This window comes from Pseudarthrobacter sp. NPDC058329, from assembly GCF_042879835.1.
Lineage (GTDB): Bacteria > Actinomycetota > Actinomycetes > Actinomycetales > Micrococcaceae > Arthrobacter.
Genome location: NZ_JBHVZR010000001.1, coordinates 315,127 through 332,498 on the forward strand (window position 1 = coordinate 315,127; position 17,372 = coordinate 332,498).

A 17,372-nucleotide genomic window follows, 5' to 3' on the forward strand; every position below is an offset into this window, starting at 1 on the left:
ATCAGCTCTGGGGAACCGTGGCAGCCTTGCTGCCCGGCTTCCAGTCACTCGGCATCTCGCGGTCCGGGTACCACTCCTTGGTCAGCTTGGACCAGGTTCCGTCAGCGATTACGGCGTCAAGGCCGGAGTTCAGCGCGTCGATGAGCGGCTGGTTGTCCTTCGCCACGGCGTAGGCGGTGAAGTTCTGCGTGTTGACTACGGACTCGGCGATGACGGTGCCGTCACCTTCCTTGACCTGCCCAGTAGCCTGCTGGGACGGAGCGACCCAGGCGTCAACCTGGCCGTTGCGCACGTTGGCGTAAACCGTGGCGTAGTCGGAGAAACGGATCGGCTCAAGCTTCAGGGTGTTGGTGACGTAGTCGTCCTGGACGGTGCCCTGGACAACGCCGATGCGGAGATCGCCCTTGAGGTCGGCGAAGCCCTTGACGTCGCTGTCAGTCTTGGCAACAACAGCCATAAAGCCGAAGTCGTAGCCGTTGGTGAAGCCGACGTTCTCGCGGCGGGCGTCCGTGGTGGAGATGGAGGAAGATCCGACGTCGAACTGCTTGGTCTGCACCTGGGAAAGGAGTGCAGAGAAGTCCGTGGCAACGAATTCGACCTCGAGGCCGAGCTTGCCGGCGATGGCGCGCAGGAGTTCGTTGTCGTAGCCCGTGAACTTGCCGGACGGGTCAATGAAGATGTTAGGCGGGGCATCGGAAAGGGTGCCCACCTCGAGCTTGCCCTCAGTGTTGAGGCCCAGCTTGGTCTTGTCGATCTGATCGATCGGAGTGACGTCGGCAGTGGTGTACGTGTCCAGCGTCTGCTGGTCACTGCCGGCGAGGGCGTCCGTGGGCGTCCCGCTCGGTTCGGCGGATCCTGAGCCTGAGCCGCAAGCCGCAAGGGAAACCGCGAGGGCGAGTGCCACGGGAGCGGTAGTCAGCCACTTCATCGCTTTGATTTTCATCAGGTTGTCACTTTCATTGAGTCTTAAGTCAACCGGGCCGCAAGGCTGCGCTGGTGGCGCCTGGCACCTGCCCGGTGCTGGTCAAGCAGGTCCGGAGCAGGGGTGACCGCAAAACTTTATTGTCTCACTTCGGCGTTTTGCGCCGGGATTGCGAACAGCGGCGGCTATTGCCGCTGCCTTGCCGAAGGAAATTCGGCAAACTGGCCAGTGGAACCTCTTGCCGACGCTTATAACCCCCGCAACGGCGAATCCTTCGAGCCCGGAAGCAAGCAGCCTTATGAAGCCATGTGACTGTGAAATATATCTCGACCCGTTCAGCCCTGCCTGAGGTGCTAGAAACCGCCGGTGGAGGCGTCCTGCGGGGGCAGCACCGGCCAGTCGCCTTCGATCACAGCTGCCGGCTTGGTCTTGCGGAGGTAGCCCTGGAAATCGGCGGCCTGGCTGACGGCCCAGTCCACCTGCAGCTGGTGCAACTGGCTGGCCGGCATGCTGAGTTTCGGGAACTTCCCGGCCATCGCGTCCAGGACCTTCAGGGTGGCCAGGGCGTCAGCGGCCGATGTATGGGCGTTGTCCAGGACCACACCATACTCTTCGCACAAGGCCGTGAGTGTGCGCTTGCCCTTGCGGTAGCGGTCCACCTGCTTGTTCATGATGTAAGGGTCCAGGACCGGGAACCGCGTAAGCTGCGGGACCCCGTAGCGGGCCGACTCGGCTGCGAGCACCGTGAAATCGTAGCTGGCGTTGAAGGCGATGACCGGAGTGCCGTCGTCGAAAAGCCCCTGCAGCACGGACGCGAGCTCCTGCGTCACCTCGTTGGCAGGCCTGCCGTCGCGCCGGGCCTGCTCAGTGGTGATCCCATGCACATCACTGGCTTCGGCGGGTATTTCAACTCCGGGATCGGCCAGCCACTCATGTTCTGCCATGACCTCGCCTTTATGGTCGACAACAGTGACTGACGCCGTGACAATCCGGGCGGCCCGCGAATTGCGCCCCGTGGTTTCGAGATCGAAGGCCGCGCGGGGAAGGGTGTTCCAGGTGCTCATACGTCCACGCTAACGGGGGCCACCGACAATTCCCGGGAGCGCCACTGCGGCTACATTGGAACAATGCGGATTGAGTATGTGGAGGCGGTACTGGCCATCGTGAGGCTGGTTCCGGCAGGGTCCGCAGTCTCCTACGGCGACGTCGCAGAACTCCTGGGAACGGGCGGGCCCAGGCAGGTGGGCGCAGTCATGAGCCACTACGGCAGCGGCGTTCCCTGGTGGCGCATCCTCAAGGCCAGCGGCCAGGCACCGGAAGGCCACGAAGCCGAAGCGCTCCGGCACTACGTCCGGGAAGGAACCGCGCTGAAGGGCGCCTACGAGGCATATCTGCGCACTGGGGAGGGCTCCTGGCGGGTGGACCTTTCCGCCGCACGCTGGGCTCCCGGCGATGAAGACTTTGAGCAGATGGAAGCCGTTGCCGGCGAGCTTGCGCGCTGTCTCCGGAAATTGTCCGTGGCTGATGATGGAATGTCGGCGTGACAGTAACAGTTCCCCTTACAGGTCCCCGCGGCGAGTACCAGCACGAAACGGCAGAAGGCCTCGAGGCCGAATTCGAAGAAGCAGTGCGCGACGACGGGACCGGGCGCCCTGCCCGGTCCGGCCTTGCGCGGCTCAAACTGCTGCCGCCGCGGCAGCTTCATGCCGACGCTCCGTCGCTGACCCCCGATCAGCAGTCCGCTGTTGATGTGGCACAGGGATCCGGGCCGGTCCTGGTCCCGGGAGCGCCGGGCACGGGAAAAACCACCGTCCTGGTCGAAGCCGCCGTCACACGGGTTTTTCGGGACGGGGTGGACCCCGAACGAATGCTCATCCTGGCCCCAACCAGGCTGGCGGCCGACTCCCTCCGGGACCGGTTCACCGCCCGGCTGGACAGAAGCCTTAGCACCACGCCGGCACGGACCTGGGCATCCTACGCCTTTGATGTCCTTCGGCGGGCCAAGGCCGAAGGAGTACTTCCCCTCTCACGGCCGCCGCGCCTGCTTTCCGGCCCCGAGCAGGACCTCATCATCAGGGAACTCCTTGAAGGCCACCGCCTGCCAGGGCTGGAGCTCCCGTGGCCTGGAGATCTGGCGGGAGCCCTGGAGACGCGCGGCTTCCGCCAGGAAGTGCGGCAACTGTTCGACCGCGTGATCGAATCCGGCCTCACTGCGGCGGACCTCGCCCACCTCGGCCGGCAGTGTGACCGGCCTGACTGGGTTGCTGCCGGCGCGTTGTACGCGGAGTACCGTGACGTGCTGGACCTGCGTATGCCTGAGGCTTTTGATCCTGCCGGGATCATCACCGCCGCGCGCCAGATCTTCCAGGACGTCCCCGAATTCCTGGCTGCCGAGCGCGAGCGCCTGCAGGTGATCATCGTTGATGACATGCAGGAGGCAAATCCGGCGGTCTTTGAGCTTCTGGCAGACATAGCCCGCGAAAAGGACTGCTTCGTGTCCTTTTCCCCGGACACCGTAGTCCAGGGATTCCGCGGGGCCCGCCCTGATTTGGTGGCCGAACTGCCGCAGCTGCTGTCGCCGGATGCCACCGCCCTGGAGCGGCCGCTTCGATACGCGCACCGGCACTCGCAGGTGCTGGCTGATGCGTGGCTGGGGGTGGCGGCCCGTATTTCCCAGCGCGCGGGCGGGCAGCTGGCCCGGCAGCTTGAGCAGCCGGCGGGGGACCGGGAGCCGGGAGTGGTGGAGGCGCACCTGGTGCCGTCTGCAGTGCATGAGCTGCGGTATGTGGCCCAGCGGATCCTGGACCAGCACATCAATCATGGCCGGGACTTGGCCGACATCGCGGTCATTGTGCGCAACGGGGCCCAGGTAAGCGAGCTGCAGCGTTACTTGTCCGGGCAGGGGATCCCGGTTCGGGTGCCTGTGGCCGAATCGGCCGTCCGGGATGAAGTGGCGGTGCGGCCACTGCTCGATGCCTTCGCCGTGGTGCTCGACCCTGCCCTGCTGACGCCCGAAAAAGCTGTATCCCTTGTGACGTCCAGGGTCGGCGGCGCCACGTCCATTGAGTTGAGGCGTCTGCGGCAGTCGTTGAGGCGGGAGGAACTCCTGGGCGGGGGAGGGCGTACCAGCGACGACCTGCTCGTCGAAGCCTTGCTGGAACCGGGGGCACTGTCGTCCCTCGGCATGGAAGGGCGGGCTGCGCGCCGCACGGCCCGCATGATCCAGGCGGGGCTGAAAGCTGCCTTCGAACCGGGGGCCAACGCTGAGTCTGTGCTGTGGGCGCTTTGGAATTCAACCGGCCTTTCGGCTGCCTGGACGGAAACGGCGTTATCCGGCGGACCGCACGGTGCCCGTGCCGATCGGGACCTTGACGCCATGATGGCGCTGTTCCACACGGCCGAACGCTACGTGGACCAGATGCCCGGCGCGGGTCCGGAGCAGTTCCTGGAGTACCTGCTGAACCAGGAGCTTCCCATGGATACCCTGGCCGCCCGGGCGCAGCTGGAGGATGCCGTGGAACTGATGACTCCCGCCAGCGCAGCAGGGCGGGAATGGCCCGTGGTCCTGGTGGCCGGACTCCAGGAAGGCGTCTGGCCCAACACCCGGCTCCGCGGCGAACTGCTGGGCAGCACGCTGTACGCCGACGCTGTTGAGCACGGAGCCGGTTACGCGTTGCAGCGTGATCCGCTGAGCCGGTTGCGGGACATCCGGTATGACGAACTGCGGAGCTTCTCCACAGCCGTCTCGAGGGCACGCGAGCTCCTGGTTTGCACAGCCGTCTCTTCCGAGGACGATCAGCCGTCCTCCTTCCTGGATTACGTCACACCCCTCCATCCCGGCCAGGACCGCCGTCCATTCACCCCGGTGGAGCGCCCCATGACCTTGCGGGCACTGGTTGCCGAACTCCGGCAGTACGCCCAGCTGGACGGACGCCACGCAGCCGAGGCAGAGGAAGCGGTGCGGGTCCTCGCGCGGCTCGCGGTTGCTGAGCCTCCTGTGGCCGGCGCACACCCCGGGAGCTGGTGGGGACTGCCGCAGCTGACCTCGTCCGAGGCAGTGGTGCCCCCCGGCGGAACCGTGTTTGTGTCGCCCTCCAAGGTGGAGACAGTCCAGAAGTCGCCTCTCGACTGGTTTGTGCAGGCAGCCGGCGGCGAAGCGGCCACCGACTTCGCCAGGAGCCTGGGCACCTTGGTCCACGCCATCGCGCAGGAACTTCCGGATGCGTCAGGAACGGAATACGTGGCAGAACTGGTGCGCCGCTGGCCTGCCCTGGGGATGAAGGACAACTGGGAGGGAAGGCTCGATTTCCAGCGTGCGGAGGCGATGGTGCGCAAGCTTGCCCAGTACGTTCTGGTCATGCGGAGCGAAGGCCGGAGCCTGTTGGGGGTCGAACAGGATTTCGAGGTGGCACTCCCGCCCGTGGCGGTGGACGATGGTGCGCCGCGTGCGGCAGTCCTCCGCGGGCAGGTGGACCGCCTGGAAATCGACAGCGAAGGCAGGCTGGTCATCGTGGATCTCAAAACAGGAAAACGCCAACCGGGTAAAGCAGAACTTTCCGCGCATCCGCAGCTGGGCTCCTACCAGGCCGCGGTCCTCGCCGGGGGCTTCAGCGAAAGCACCGGGGACAGTACGCCGGCAGTTCCCGGTGGGGCAGTACTGGCGCAGCTTGGTACTGGCACGAAGAATCCTGGCATCCAGCAGCAGGAAGCACTTGATCCGCAGGAGAACTGGGCCATGGACATGGTGAAGGAGGCCGCTGCGGTGATGGGCGGCAGTGAATTTATGGCGCGGCACGATCCTTCGAAAAGTAGCCACGGCGGCCACGGCTGCCGGTTACCGGAAGTGTGTCCCTTGTGTGCGCGCGGAAGGCAGGTAACGGAATGAGCGGGGCTGCAGGCATGCCCGGATCCGGCGTCCCGGAACCGCGGTTCACCCCGGAAGAACTTTCACTGCTGCTGGGCGAGAAGAATGTCCCCACGCCGGAGCAGTCGGCCATCATCAGTTCGCCGCTGACGCCGCGGCTGGTCATTGCGGGCGCAGGATCGGGCAAAACTGCCACTATGGCCGACCGCGTCGTCTGGCTGGTAGCCAATGGCTGGGTCAGGCCCGAGGAAGTCCTTGGCGTGACGTTCACGCGCAAGGCCGCCTGTGAGCTCGCATCCCGGATTCGGGCAAAGCTGGCGGCCCTGCAACGGCTTGCCAGCCAGGACACCGGACACCGCCTGTTCCCGGAACAGGTGGTCAGCAGCGATTCCCTCGAGCCAAAAGTGTCCACTTACCACTCCTTTGCCAGCGGTATTGTCTCGGACTACGGACTGCGGCTGGGCGTGGAACGGGACGTGGTCCTCCTCGGCGGCGCACAGGCCTGGCAGCTGGCCAGCGAAGTGGTGGAAGCCTACGACGGCGAGTACGCCCACTTCCGTTCTGCCAAATCGACGCTGGTGAAAGCGGTCATCCAGCTGGCCGGGGAATGCGCGGAGCACCTCCAGGAGCCCGAGGACGTGGAAGCCTGGCTGATGGCCCGGCTGTCGGAGTTTGAGTCCCTGCCGTATCAGGAGGGCAAAAAGAAGAACCCGCCCCAGGCGGCGGCCGAGCTCGCCGGCATGCTCCGGACCCGTGCCAGCGTGGCCGACATGGTTGGCCGGTACGCAGCAGCCAAGCGGGCGCGGGGCGCCCTTGACTTCGGGGACCTGGTGGCCCTCGCCGCCAAGGTGGCGCAGGATGTCCCGCTGGCCGTACACATGGAACGCCAGCGTTACAAGGTGGTGCTGCTCGACGAATTCCAGGACACCTCCTATGCCCAGCTGGTGCTGTTCTCCCGGCTTTTCGGCGGCGGACACGCGGTGACCGCCGTGGGCGACCCCAACCAGTCCATCTACGGTTTTCGTGGAGCCTCGGCCGGGCAGCTGTTCCACTTTGTCCGCGAGTTCCCCGTGCACCACGGTCCCGCAGGGGCCGGGGAGTGGGCTCCTGCCCCCACGTCCTACTTGACGACGGCCTGGCGGAACGGCCGGTCCATTCTCTCGGCAGCCAACGTTATGTCTGAGTCGCTGGGCAAGGCAGCAGCCCAGCGGGGACCGGCGGGCGGGGGAGGGTCTGCAGCAGCGGACGTGCCTCCGTTGCAGCCCAGCCCGCATGCAGTTGAGGGAACAGTGGTGCTGGGTCGCTTTGGGACGGATGTTGATGAAGCAAGCGCGCTCGCTGAAGACGTCCTGAGGTACCGGATGACGGACTTTGAGCTGAAACACGACGGAACCCCCGTACCGCCGGCCCTTGCAGTGCTCTGCCGCCGCCGCGCGCAGATGGAAACCATCCGGCGCCAGTTTGAAGCCAGGGGAATTCCCTATGAAATTGTGGGCCTCGGCGGGCTACTGGACACTCCGGAGATAGTGGACCTCGTGGCCACCCTGCGGGTGCTGGCTGACCCCGGACGGTCGGATTCGCTGATGCGCCTGTTGGCGGGGGCCCGCTGGCGCATCGGCCCTGCTGACCTGATGGCGCTGCGCGACTGGTCCAGCCAGCTGGCCCGCCGGCGTGGACAAGCCGCTGAAAGGTCCCCTGAGGGGCAGCCGGACGAAGCCGCCGACACGGTCCTCGAAAGCGACCTGACGGACGGTGCCAGCCTGGTGGAAGCCTTGGACTGGCTGCCCAGGGAGGGCTGGACTTCCGCCAACGGCCGGTCGATCAGCGCCGGCGCCCGCAGCAGGCTTGCACGGCTGTCATCTGAGCTGCGGCAACTCCGCGGCTACCTGGGGGACGACCTCACCACACTGCTGGGCGAAGTCGAGCGGGCCATGCTCCTCGACATCGAAGTGGCGGCGCGGCCGGGCATCAGCATCCATCAGGCGCGCCGCAACCTTGACGCTTTCCAGGATGCCGCCGCGGGGTTCCTGCGGACATCCCAGCGCGTGGACATCATCGCGTTCCTGTCCTGGCTGGAGGCTGCCGCCGTGGAGGAAAACGGGTTGGAAGCGCCGGCGAGCGACGTCAACCGGGAGGCCGTGCAGCTCCTGACCGTCCATGCGTCGAAGGGCCTCGAGTGGGATGTGGTTTTTGTCCCCGGGCTCAATGCGGGGGCCTTCCCCAGCGACAGGGACTCCCGCTGGAGCAGTGGTTCTGCAGCGCTGCCCTGGCCGCTCCGGGGTGACCGTGCCGACCTTCCGCAGTGGGACGTTGACCAGCCAGACCAGAAAGGCTGGCTCGACGCGGAAAAGGACTTCAAGTCGGCCGTCCAGGCCCACGGGGAGTCAGAGGAACGCCGGCTGGCATACGTGGCCTACACAAGGGCCAAGCACGTCCTCTGGGCTTCCAGCCCTGCCTGGGTCGGTTCCAGGGCGGGACGTGCGGAGATGTCACCGTTTCTCTCCGAGCTCGAGGAACTTACCGGCACGACGGCGGGTGCGGCGGGGCCATCCGCAACGGTCCATCCCGGGTCGCTGGAGGAAGCCTCCCTCCCCGGGGAAAGCCCGCTCACCTTGGAATCCGAAATTGCCACCTGGCCGTACGACCCCCTCGAGGGGCCTGTGGATCCACGCACCGGAAACCGTTTGCGCCTCTCGCGCGGTCGGCGGGAGGCCATGGAAACAGCTGCCGCCAACGTTCTCGCCGCCCTGGGAGACCGGGACGCGGAAGCGCCCCCGGTTCGGCACCCGGCCGATGCCCCGGCAGGGCAGGTTGATCCGCGCAGGGAACTGACCGGTGTTGCCCGCGGTTGGGCGAGGGAAGCGGCGCTCTTATTGGAACGGCGCGCCACGAGGACCGGCGGCCGGGAAGTGCACCTGCCCGGCCACATCTCTGCATCCACCCTGGTGGAACTGCGGGAGGACCCCGCCGCGGTGCTCGGCAGGCTCCGCCGGCCGGTGCCACGGGAACCCGGCATGTCAGCCCGGAAGGGAACCGCCTTCCACGCATGGGTAGAAGAGTATTTCGGTGCGGCCGGGATGCTTGACCTTGGAGAAGCTCCGGGCTCGGACGACCATATCGATGCTGCCTACGACCTCGAGGCCATGGTCGCAACCTTCAAAGCGTCCCCCTGGGCGGACAGGTCGCCGGCCTTCGTGGAGGTTCCGGTAGAGACCCGTGTGGGCGGAGTCGTGGTGCGCGGGCGCATCGACGCCGTCTTCCGGGATGCCGACGGCCGGTGGGACCTGGTGGACTGGAAGACCGGACGGCGGCCGTCCGCCGGGCAGCTTAGGACCAAGTCCGTGCAGCTCGCGGCGTACCGCCTGGCCTGGGCGCGGCTGAAGGAGGTGCCTCTCGAGGAAGTACGGGCGGCCTTTTTCTACGTCGCGGACAACGAGGTGGTGCGCCCCCACGACCTCGGAACGGCCACCGAATTGGAGGAGATCGTGGCGGCTGCCCTTAGTTCTTCGTGATGTCCACGATGGTGATGGCGGCAGTCGAGGTGTCGTCCAGTTCCTTCCGGTCCTCCGCCTGGGCCTGCCCGCTGTCTTTCGTCCCGGTGTCCCCGGCGGCTTCATCGCCTGCATTAGCCGGCGGGTCCGCCGGGATCGGGGTGACATGGACGGCAGGCTCCACAGGCACAGGCACAGGCACAGGCAGCGGGACCGGGACTACCGTGACCGGGGGCAGGGAACCCGAAGGGCCGGCGTCGGCTGCCCGCATGGCGGGCACATTGCCACCAACCGGAGCATTGCCCGCGACGGGCACACTGCCCGTGGCGGGAGCGCCCGGCGCCGGCTGCGGCTCCACGCTGATCGGCTGCCCGCCGTGCTCCTCGATGTCACTGGCAAGGGTCCCCAGCATCTCCTCTGCCTCGGAAATCATGCCGGGGTCGTCCGAGGCAATACCCTTCACCAGGTACTGGGCAAGGGCGAATTCAGCGGAAAGTGCCGCCCGGCGCAGCAGGTGGTTGTCCGGGGTGTCCCGGCGGCTGGCCGTGTAGGCGTCCAAAACAGCGTCCACGAAGTCCTGCTCATTGGACGCAACAAGCCAGGCGAAATCGTCGGCTGGATCGCCGATCCTCAAGTCGGTCCAGCCGGTTACCGCAGTGACGCGTTGGCCTTCCACCAGGAGATTGTCCTCATGAAGGTCGCCGTGCACCACGCTGGGGTTGAACCGCCACAGGGATACGTCTTCCATGGCGTGCTCCCAGCGGAGCAGCAGGGCCGGGGGAATTTTTCCGGTGGTTGCGGCCTGGTCAAGTTCATTCAGCCGGCGTTGGCGGAACTCGTTGGGGGTGTAGCTGGGCAGGTCTGCATTGCTGACCAGCGAACGGGGGAGATCGTGGATGGCGGCGAGGGCGACGCCGATTTCGCGGGCGAGGGCGTCCGGGCCGGCCGTCAGCTCTTCGACGCTGCGCGTGCTGCCGGCCAAGTGCGAGTAGACAAACGTGCTCAGGGTCCCAAGCCGCACGCTGCCAGCCACCGTGGGCATCAGGAAGGGAAGTTCGGCCCTGATGGCCGGGGCGAACGCCCGCAGCACGAGGAACTCCGTTTCGAGCCGGGTGCTTGCCTCGGCGTGACGCGGTGACCGGACCCGCCACCGCTTGCCCTCGGAGTCGAGCAGCAGGGCCGAGTCGAAGTCCGCAGGGTCGTCCGGGGCAGAGCTAACGGCCGTCGGGGTCAGTCCGGGGACTGCCGCGGTTGCAACGGCTGCCAGTTCAATCGGTTTTCTTCTCACCGTTCCACGGTAGATTGCGTCCAGTCCAAGACACCGATCCGGGGACGGCGAGTCTTCAGATATAGTCCAAAACGGGGTACGCGGGCGGGTTCAGGACCTTGAACGTGCCCCCAAATATCAATTGTCGGTCCCAGTAAGTACGGTGGACACATGAGCCATGCGGAGTCTGTTACACCGGTCCACCCGGGCAAGGCAGCCCGGCTGCCGGCGAACCACCTGATGGACACGGTACTCCCGGTGCCTCCCGCGCTGGTTGACCGCGGATCCGTCGCCCGGGCGCAACCGGGGATGGTGGAGGAACTACTCGCGAAGGCAGGCACCAAAGCGGTTGTCCTCTCCGGCCGGCAGGGTCTCCTCCAGGGCGGCGGGCTGTTCATTGCGGACGCCCGGGCACTCCGCGATGAACTTGCCGCCGCAGGTGCCGCACCACAGCTGACGGTATACCTCGGTTCCGCCCTGCACGATTCGGACCTTGCCCCGGGCACCCAACTGCTGCTTTTCGTCCTGCCGGAAGCAGTGGAGCCCGGAACTGCCGGAGTCCCCCTGGATGCAACGTGGGCAGGGTTCCGCGATGTTGCCGCCGGGCTGACGGCAACGCACACTGCCCTCTTTGTTGAAGCCAGCGCCATCGCCAACTGGCATGCCACGCACACCCATTGTCCGCGCTGCGGCTCGCCAACGGACGTGGAAGCCGGGGGATGGGTGCGGCGCTGCCCGGTTGATTCGTCGGAACACTACCCACGGACCGATCCGGCCATCATCGTCACCGTCGTGGGCCCGGACGGCCGCCTGCTCCTCGGCGGTGGAGGGGCACGCGATGCCAGGAACTATTCCACGCTGGCGGGGTTTGTGGAACCTGGAGAGTCCCTGGAACAGGCAGTGGTCCGGGAAATCCGTGAGGAAGTGGGAGTGAGGGTTACTGCATGCCAGTACCTCGGTTCGCAGTCCTGGCCGTTCCCCGCCTCCCTTATGCTTGGATTTACCGCCGTCACTGAAGACGCCGAGGCAACGCCCGACGGCGTGGAGGTCACCAGGGCGCGCTGGTTCAGCCGTGAGGAACTCCAGGACGCCGTGCTGGCCGGTGAAATCACCATCTCCAGCAGGCTATCCATTGCCCGCTCCCTCATTGAGCACTGGTTCGGCGGTCGTATCCAGGACCTGGCAGGCGCCTGAAGCCCTATCCACCAGACTCCAGCACGCGGTAGTCGAGACGAAAAAGCAGCAAAAGTGACTACAGATAATTTTGAGGAATCAGCTTCCCTGGAGGACCGCATCCTTGGCGGGCTGGACGCGGAACAGCGCGAGGTGGCCAGCACGCTCAATGGCCCGCTGTGCGTTCTGGCGGGCGCAGGCACCGGCAAGACGCGGGCTATCACCCACCGCATCGCCTACGGCGTGCACTCCGGGGTCTACACACCCCAGCGCCTGCTGGCCGTGACCTTCACTGCCCGGGCAGCGGCGGAGATGCGCAGCCGGCTGCGGGACCTCGGTGCAGGCAACGTCCAGGCCCGCACCTTCCACGCGGCAGCATTGCGCCAGCTGCAGTTCTTCTGGCCGCAGGCCGTGGGCGGAACGCTGCCCAACCTGCTGGACCACAAGGCCCAACTGCTGGCGGAGGCGGCCCGACGGCTTCGGCTGAGCACGGACCGGGCCTCCATCCGCGATCTTGCCTCGGAAATAGAGTGGGCAAAAGTCTCCATGCTGACTCCGGCCAATTACCTCGAAAATGCGCAGGACCGGGGTGCTCCCGGCGGGTTCGACCTCACCGCAGTCGCACGGGTTTTCCAGTCCTACGAGGACGTCAAAACGGACCGCAACGTCATCGACTTCGAGGACGTCCTGCTGATCACGGTAGGCATTCTGCAGGAGGATGAAAAGGTAGCCGCCACCGTCCGCGAGCAGTACCGCCACTTTGTGGTGGACGAGTACCAGGACGTTTCCCCGCTGCAGCAGCGGCTGCTGGAGCTGTGGCTGGGAGGACGGGACGAGCTGTGCGTCGTCGGGGATGCCAGCCAGACCATCTATTCATTCACCGGGGCCTCGCCGAAGCACCTCCTGGAATTCAAGGCCCGCTATCCACAAGCCAACGTGGTCAAGCTCATCAGGGACTACCGCTCCACACCGCAGGTGGTCAAACTCGCCAACGATCTCCTCGGGGGCAGGCGGAGCGGGGGAGCCGTTGCTGATGCCGCCTGGGCGGCACCGCTCCAGCTCGTGGCGCAACGGCCCGCAGGGCCCGATCCGCAGTTCACCGAATGCTCGGACGATGAAGCGGAAGCCGCCACGGTGGCACAAAAGATCAAGGCATTGCTCGACGCCGGCACCCCGGCCAGCGAAGTGGCTGTCCTGTTCCGCACCAACGGCCAGTCAGAGGCTTACGAACAAGCACTTGCTGCCGCCGGCATCGGCTACCAGCTGCGCGGGGGTGAGCGCTTTTTTGCACGCAAGGAAGTACGCGACGCCATCCTCCAGCTGCGGGCAGCCACCCGGGCAGTCTCCGCGGAGTCACCGGAACCGCTCGGCCAGCTGGTCAGGGATATCGTGGCTTCCCTTGGCTACACGGACGCAGCTCCCCACAACGGCGGAGCGCTGCGTGAACGCTGGGAATCCCTCGCTGCGCTGGTGGCGCTCGCCGACGAACTCGTCAAGACCCGGGGCCCGGAGTTTGGCCTGGCTGAATTTGTCAACGAACTGCAGGAACGTTCGCTGGCCCAGCACGCACCCACCGTGCAGGGCGTAACCCTCGCTTCCCTGCACGCGGCCAAGGGCCTGGAATGGGACGCGGTGTTCCTGGTGGGGCTCAGCGAAGGCCTGATGCCCATATCCTTTGCCGACTCGCCTGAATCCGTGGATGAGGAGCGGAGGCTCCTCTACGTGGGAATCACCCGCGCACGGGAGCACCTCTCATTGTCCTGGTCCACGGCCAGGACCCCCGGTGGCCGCGCCAACCGCAAGCCTTCCAGGTTCCTCGATGGCCTGCGCCCGGACTCCGTCGCCGGCTCAAACATCAGGGGCAAAGGTCCGGCTCCCCGCCGCAAGGCTGCCGTTCCGGCCGTGTGCAGGGTCTGCGGCAGTATGCTGACCACTGGAGCGGAGCGCAAGGTGGGGCGGTGCAACGCCTGCCCGCCGAGCTACGAAGAACAGACCTTTGACGCCCTGAGGACATGGCGGCGGGAGGTGGCCCTGTCAGCCGATGTGCCCGCCTTTGTGGTCTTTACCGACGCGACGCTCACCGCGATTGCCGAGGCGAGGCCTTCTTCCCTGGAGGAACTTGCAGCGCTGGCCGGAGTTGGCCCGTCCAAGCTGGAACGCTACGGCGAAGACGTCCTGCGGGTCCTGACGGAAAGCACCTCGCTGTGATCACCACCGAGGGCGGGGCCCCGGTCGAGGTCCGGCGCTCTGCCCGCCGGACCCGGACCGTCGCGGCGTTTTGGGAGAATGGGACCGCCGTGGTGGCCATCCCGGCACGGTTTACGGCAGCCCAGGAAAAGGAATGGGTCCAGCGGATGCTGGCCAAGCTGCACCGCCAGGGGGAAAGGCGCTCAGCCGCCGGCAGGAAGCGCCCCGCCTCGGACGCCGCCCTGGCATCCCACGCCGCCCAGCTCTCCGAACGGTACCTCGGCGGAAAGGCCGCGCCGGCGTCAGTACGGTGGGTCAGCAACCAGAACTCAAGGTGGGGTTCTGCTACTCCGGCGGACGGCACCATCCGGCTCTCGGACAAGCTCCGTCCCATGCCCCAGTGGGTCATCGACTATGTGCTGCTCCATGAGCTCGCCCACCTCCTGGTGGCCGGGCATAACGCTGCTTTCTGGAAGCTGCTGGAGGCCTACCCTGAGACCGGGCGGGCGAAGGCATTCCTGGAGGGGGTCTCCTTTGCGATGGCGCGCGGCCTTCAAGGCAGTGAAGCCGCAAACGGCGCCGTCCGTCCAGGACAGGAGCACTGGACGGACGACGCCGACTAGGCTTGCTTAGCTCTTGGGCCCGCCATCCTGCCCCTCAGCCTCGGGGCTATCAGCGTCGCGGCCTTCGGCGTCCGTGCTGTTCGCCGGCCCGCCGTCCTGATCGGCGTCGGGTTGCCCCGGGCCGCTGGAGGGTGCCTCGTCAAAGCCGCCGCTCAGCAACTTCTGAAGGGCGTCGTCCACCTCGGTGTCGCTGGCTGCCGCCAGTTTGCGGCGTCCGCTGAATCCACGGGGATCGTCCAGGTCCTCGGCGGTGGGCAGCAGGTCGGGGTGGTGCCAGATTGCGTCACGGCCTTCAATGCCGCGTTCTTCCTTCAGCGTGGCCCACAAAGTGGCCGCATCCCGCAGCCGGCGGGGGCGCAATTCCAAACCGACCAACGAAGCGAACGCGTGCTCTGCCGGGCCCCCGGTGGCACGGCGGCGGCGGACGGTTTCCCGAAGGGCACCCGCGGACGGCAGGACCTTCTCCGTGGCAGCAGCTGTGAGTTCGTCCACCCAGCCCTCCACCAGTGCCAGCGCTGTTTCCAGTTTCTCGAGTGCCTGGTCCTGCGCAGGTGTCCGCTGGGGCATAAACACGCCCTGCGAAAGGGCTTCCTGGATGCCCTCCGGATTGCTGGGATCAAGATCCCTCGCCAGTTCCTCAATGCGGGAAGTATCGATATGGATTCCCCGGGCGTAGGCCTCAATGGCGCCCAGCAGGTGGCCCCGAAGCCAGGGAACCTGGACAAAGAGCCTGGCATGGGCCGCTTCGCGGACAGCGAGGAAGAGCCGGATGTCATTCTCGGGCAGGGAGAGCCCCTCACCGAAAGCGGCGACGTTGATGGGCAACAGGGCCATCTCAAGGTCGGCGAGGGGAACACCGATGTCGGTGGAGCTCACCACATCAGTGGAGAGGGCGCCGATGGCCTGGCCCAGCTGCATGCCGAAGATGGCACCGCCCATGTTCTGAAGCATCGATGAGGCTCCGCCCATCATGGACTTCATGTCGTCAGGCATCTGTTCCGTCATCGCGGACGAGAGCGCATTGGCGATGCTGTTCGCCACCGGCTCGGTCAGCCTTTTCCACGTGCCAAGGGTGGCCTCGACCCATTCCGCACGGGACCACGCCCGGCCTATCAGGCCGGTAGCGGGAAGATCGGTGACGGGGTCGAGCCACAGTTCGGCGAGCCGCAGGGCTTCGTCCACTTCGCGCGACTGCTGGGAGGTGACAGATGGATCAGCGCTTCCGGCCGCCACCCGGCGGGCATTCTCGTGGGCAAGCTGCCAGTTCACGGGTCCCTCGGAGGGTGCGCTCATCATGGCCTGGACCTGGGAGAACATCTGGGCCAGCAGGTTGGGGTCGTTGGGAAGGCCTGCAGCCTTGGCCAGTTCGGCGGGGTCGAAGTTCTCCATCCCCTTGCCGCCCATCAGGTTTTGCAGCATTTCTGTCAACGGGTCCTTGGGGGTGTCGTCGCCGTTGGACGGATTAAGTGGGTTGGATGTCATGATCCCGCCGATCGTCGGTGTGACTGTTGATCAACCTTCACGGTACCGCGGTGGTGGTCGGCTGTCTGCCGCACCGCGTTGCCGTTCGCTGTAGGCAAAGAACTCCGCCTGCCAGGCACCGCGTAGTGTTGGTTCAGTGACTACAACCCGTGGCGGCCACCCCTCAGAGGACCACGCTGCCGAGCTTCCTTCCGGTACTCCGCTATGGGAATCAGGCGGTCCCGGCATCGGCCCGCCGGCACGTGCACTCGAGACCCGGCCGGAGACTGAAACTGCAGTGTTTCCGGGCGGCCCGGCCCCCCGGGACAGGAAGGTCTCCGCCCTGATGGTGGCCGGAGTAGCTGCCTTGGGCCTCGGAATCGCAGTGGGCACCCTGCCCGTCCCGTACGTCGTCGAAACACCCGGCCCTACGTACAACACGCTCGGCCAGAGCCAAGGTAGCCCGGTCATCAGTGTCACCGGCCGGGAGACTTATCCGGCGGCGGGCAACCTTGACCTGACTACTGTGTATGTCAGTGGCGGCCCCAGCAACCCGGTGAGCATCCTGGGCGTTTTCTCCGCCTGGCTGGATCCGTCAAAGGCCGTGTACCCGCAGGAATTGATCTACCCCACAGGCACCACCAAGGAAGAGGCCGAGGAACAGAGCTCGGTGGCGATGACCACGTCGCAGGAAAATGCTGTGGCCTCTGCCCTCAACGAACTGGACATACCCTTCGGGCAGCAGCTTCAGGCAGCAGGCCTCTCCGAGGAATCTGCCGCCTCCGGAAAAATTGAGCCTGGGGACATCCTCAAAACCATCAACGGCAAGGACATTACTTCCCTCGCCGTTATCCAGGAGGAGCTCGCGGCAGGAAAGGGTGCGCCCGCCACAGTGGTGGTGGAACGCGGTGGCCGGCAGGTCACGCAGGAGATCACCCCGAAGGATAACGGTGCGGGGCGTTTCATCCTGGGCGTGATGCTCAAATACCAGTTCGACTTCCCCTTCGACGTGCAGATCTCGCTTGAAAAAGTAGGTGGGCCCAGCGCGGGACTGATGTTCTCCCTCGGCATCATCGACACCGTTACTCCCGGGGACCTCACTGGAGGAAAACACGTCGCCGGAACGGGAACCATTACCCCTGACGGTGTGGTTGGGCCCATCGGCGGCATCGGGCAAAAGATGCAGGGCGCAAGGTCCGGGGGAGCCACTCTGTTCCTCGCTCCCGCAGCCAACTGCGGCGAAGTGGTGGACCATATTCCGGACGGCCTGCAAGTGGTCAAGGTGGAGAACCTCGCAGAAGCCAGGCGCGCCGTCGAGCTCGCCGGTGCTGGCGGGGACACATCCGGCCTCCCGGTGTGCACAACCAACTAGACTGGGCAGGAA

The 17,372-nt window shown here is 66.1% G+C and carries 12 protein-coding genes; 8 read left to right on the plus strand and 4 right to left on the minus strand.

Annotation, left to right across the window (positions count from 1 at the left end):
* Nucleotide 1 precedes the first annotated feature (1 nt).
* A complete protein-coding gene (locus tag ACFVYC_RS01570; RefSeq protein ID WP_387545829.1) occupies nt 2–943 on the minus strand; it encodes an ABC transporter substrate-binding protein in 942 nt (313 codons plus the stop codon).
* A 102-nt stretch (nt 944–1,045) separates the two neighbouring features.
* Between ACFVYC_RS01570 and ACFVYC_RS01575 the strand changes: the two genes are divergently transcribed.
* Nucleotides 1,046–1,234: a hypothetical protein gene (locus ACFVYC_RS01575; protein ID WP_387545832.1), complete on the plus strand. Its 189-nt coding sequence runs from the start codon at nt 1,046–1,048 to the stop codon at nt 1,232–1,234.
* Nucleotides 1,235–1,275: 41 nt separating this feature from the next.
* On the opposite strand, the gene ACFVYC_RS01580 is transcribed toward ACFVYC_RS01575, so the two are convergent.
* The gene (locus ACFVYC_RS01580; RefSeq protein WP_387545835.1) at nt 1,276–1,986 is read right to left on the minus strand and encodes a 3'-5' exonuclease; all 711 of its coding nucleotides are present in this window, start codon (nt 1,984–1,986) and stop codon (nt 1,276–1,278) included.
* Between the two features lie 63 nt (nt 1,987–2,049).
* Between ACFVYC_RS01580 and ACFVYC_RS01585 the strand changes: the two genes are divergently transcribed.
* The 3 genes from ACFVYC_RS01585 (at nt 2,050) to ACFVYC_RS01595 (ending at nt 9,298) form a co-directional block, all read left to right on the plus strand.
* Nucleotides 2,050–2,466 carry an MGMT family protein gene (locus ACFVYC_RS01585; RefSeq protein ID WP_387545837.1) on the plus strand — a complete coding sequence of 139 codons (417 nt, stop codon included), beginning with the start codon at nt 2,050–2,052 and terminating at the stop codon, nt 2,464–2,466.
* Nucleotides 2,467–2,549: 83 nt separating this feature from the next.
* Nucleotides 2,550–5,807 carry an ATP-dependent helicase gene (locus ACFVYC_RS01590; protein WP_387547069.1) on the plus strand — a complete coding sequence of 1,086 codons (3,258 nt, stop codon included), beginning with the start codon at nt 2,550–2,552 and terminating at the stop codon, nt 5,805–5,807.
* A complete protein-coding gene (locus ACFVYC_RS01595; RefSeq protein ID WP_387545839.1) occupies nt 5,804–9,298 on the plus strand; it encodes a UvrD-helicase domain-containing protein in 3,495 nt (1,164 codons plus the stop codon). Before ACFVYC_RS01590 ends, ACFVYC_RS01595 begins: the two co-directional genes overlap by 4 nt.
* On the opposite strand, the gene ACFVYC_RS01600 is transcribed toward ACFVYC_RS01595, so the two are convergent.
* Nucleotides 9,285–10,565, minus strand: coding sequence for a macrolide 2'-phosphotransferase (locus ACFVYC_RS01600; RefSeq protein WP_387545841.1), 1,281 nt, complete (start codon nt 10,563–10,565; stop codon nt 9,285–9,287). The two genes, ACFVYC_RS01595 and ACFVYC_RS01600, sit on opposite strands and share 14 nt — an antisense overlap.
* Nucleotides 10,566–10,715: 150 nt before the next feature.
* On the opposite strand from ACFVYC_RS01600, the gene nudC reads away from it, so the two are divergent.
* From nudC to ACFVYC_RS01615, 3 genes are read left to right on the plus strand one after another with little or no spacing between them, the layout of a single operon-like run.
* The gene (gene nudC / locus ACFVYC_RS01605) at nt 10,716–11,738 is read left to right on the plus strand and encodes an NAD(+) diphosphatase (RefSeq protein WP_387545844.1); all 1,023 of its coding nucleotides are present in this window, start codon (nt 10,716–10,718) and stop codon (nt 11,736–11,738) included.
* 54 nt (nt 11,739–11,792) lie between these two features.
* Nucleotides 11,793–13,925, plus strand: a complete 2,133-nt coding sequence (locus tag ACFVYC_RS01610) for an ATP-dependent DNA helicase UvrD2 (RefSeq protein WP_387545847.1) — start codon at nt 11,793–11,795, stop codon at nt 13,923–13,925.
* Nucleotides 13,922–14,527, plus strand: a complete 606-nt coding sequence (locus ACFVYC_RS01615; protein ID WP_387545849.1) for a YgjP-like metallopeptidase domain-containing protein — start codon at nt 13,922–13,924, stop codon at nt 14,525–14,527. The genes ACFVYC_RS01610 and ACFVYC_RS01615 overlap by 4 nt, the downstream gene beginning before the upstream one ends.
* 6 nt (nt 14,528–14,533) lie before the next feature.
* On the opposite strand, the gene ACFVYC_RS01620 is transcribed toward ACFVYC_RS01615, so the two are convergent.
* Nucleotides 14,534–16,009 carry a zinc-dependent metalloprotease gene (locus ACFVYC_RS01620; RefSeq protein WP_387545852.1) on the minus strand — a complete coding sequence of 492 codons (1,476 nt, stop codon included), beginning with the start codon at nt 16,007–16,009 and terminating at the stop codon, nt 14,534–14,536.
* A gap of 136 nt (nt 16,010–16,145) precedes the next feature.
* Between ACFVYC_RS01620 and ACFVYC_RS01625 the strand changes: the two genes are divergently transcribed.
* On the plus strand, nt 16,146–17,360 hold the full coding sequence (locus tag ACFVYC_RS01625) for a PDZ domain-containing protein (protein ID WP_387545854.1): 1,215 nt from the start codon (nt 16,146–16,148) through the stop codon (nt 17,358–17,360).
* The last annotated feature ends 12 nt before the right edge of the window (nt 17,361–17,372 follow it).